This window comes from Rhizobium sp. SVR5-9E (assembly GCF_056755095.1).
Window position 1 is genome coordinate 1 of the sequence record NZ_JBNDHS010000617.1, and the last position, 246, is coordinate 246.

Below are 246 nucleotides of genomic sequence, written 5' to 3' on the forward strand. Positions count from 1 at the left end.
ATCCCGTTCAGTCACGAAAAATAACAGTTCGGTAAAAAATTATTTTTAATATTTTTATTATAGGCTATTTTTGAACCAAGAAGATCAATAATGAAACGCAGGAATATTATTACTCTGTGCTGGATATCGCTGGCAACGTCTTTGTTCTTCTTTTTTGTTTTTACAGACGAGAAAACGGTAGAAAACTTCATGCTTACCATCGCCATATCATCGATGTACTCTTTTGTTCTGGGTGCTGGAAACGGC

1 protein-coding gene is annotated in these 246 nt (G+C 35.4%); it reads right to left on the reverse strand.

Annotated elements, in window-relative coordinates; all coding sequences use genetic code 11:
- Positions 1-11: 11 nt before the first annotated feature.
- On the reverse strand, positions 12-246 hold a 235-nt coding region (locus ACPYOJ_RS36280), incomplete at its 5' end, for a hypothetical protein (RefSeq protein ID WP_481420524.1).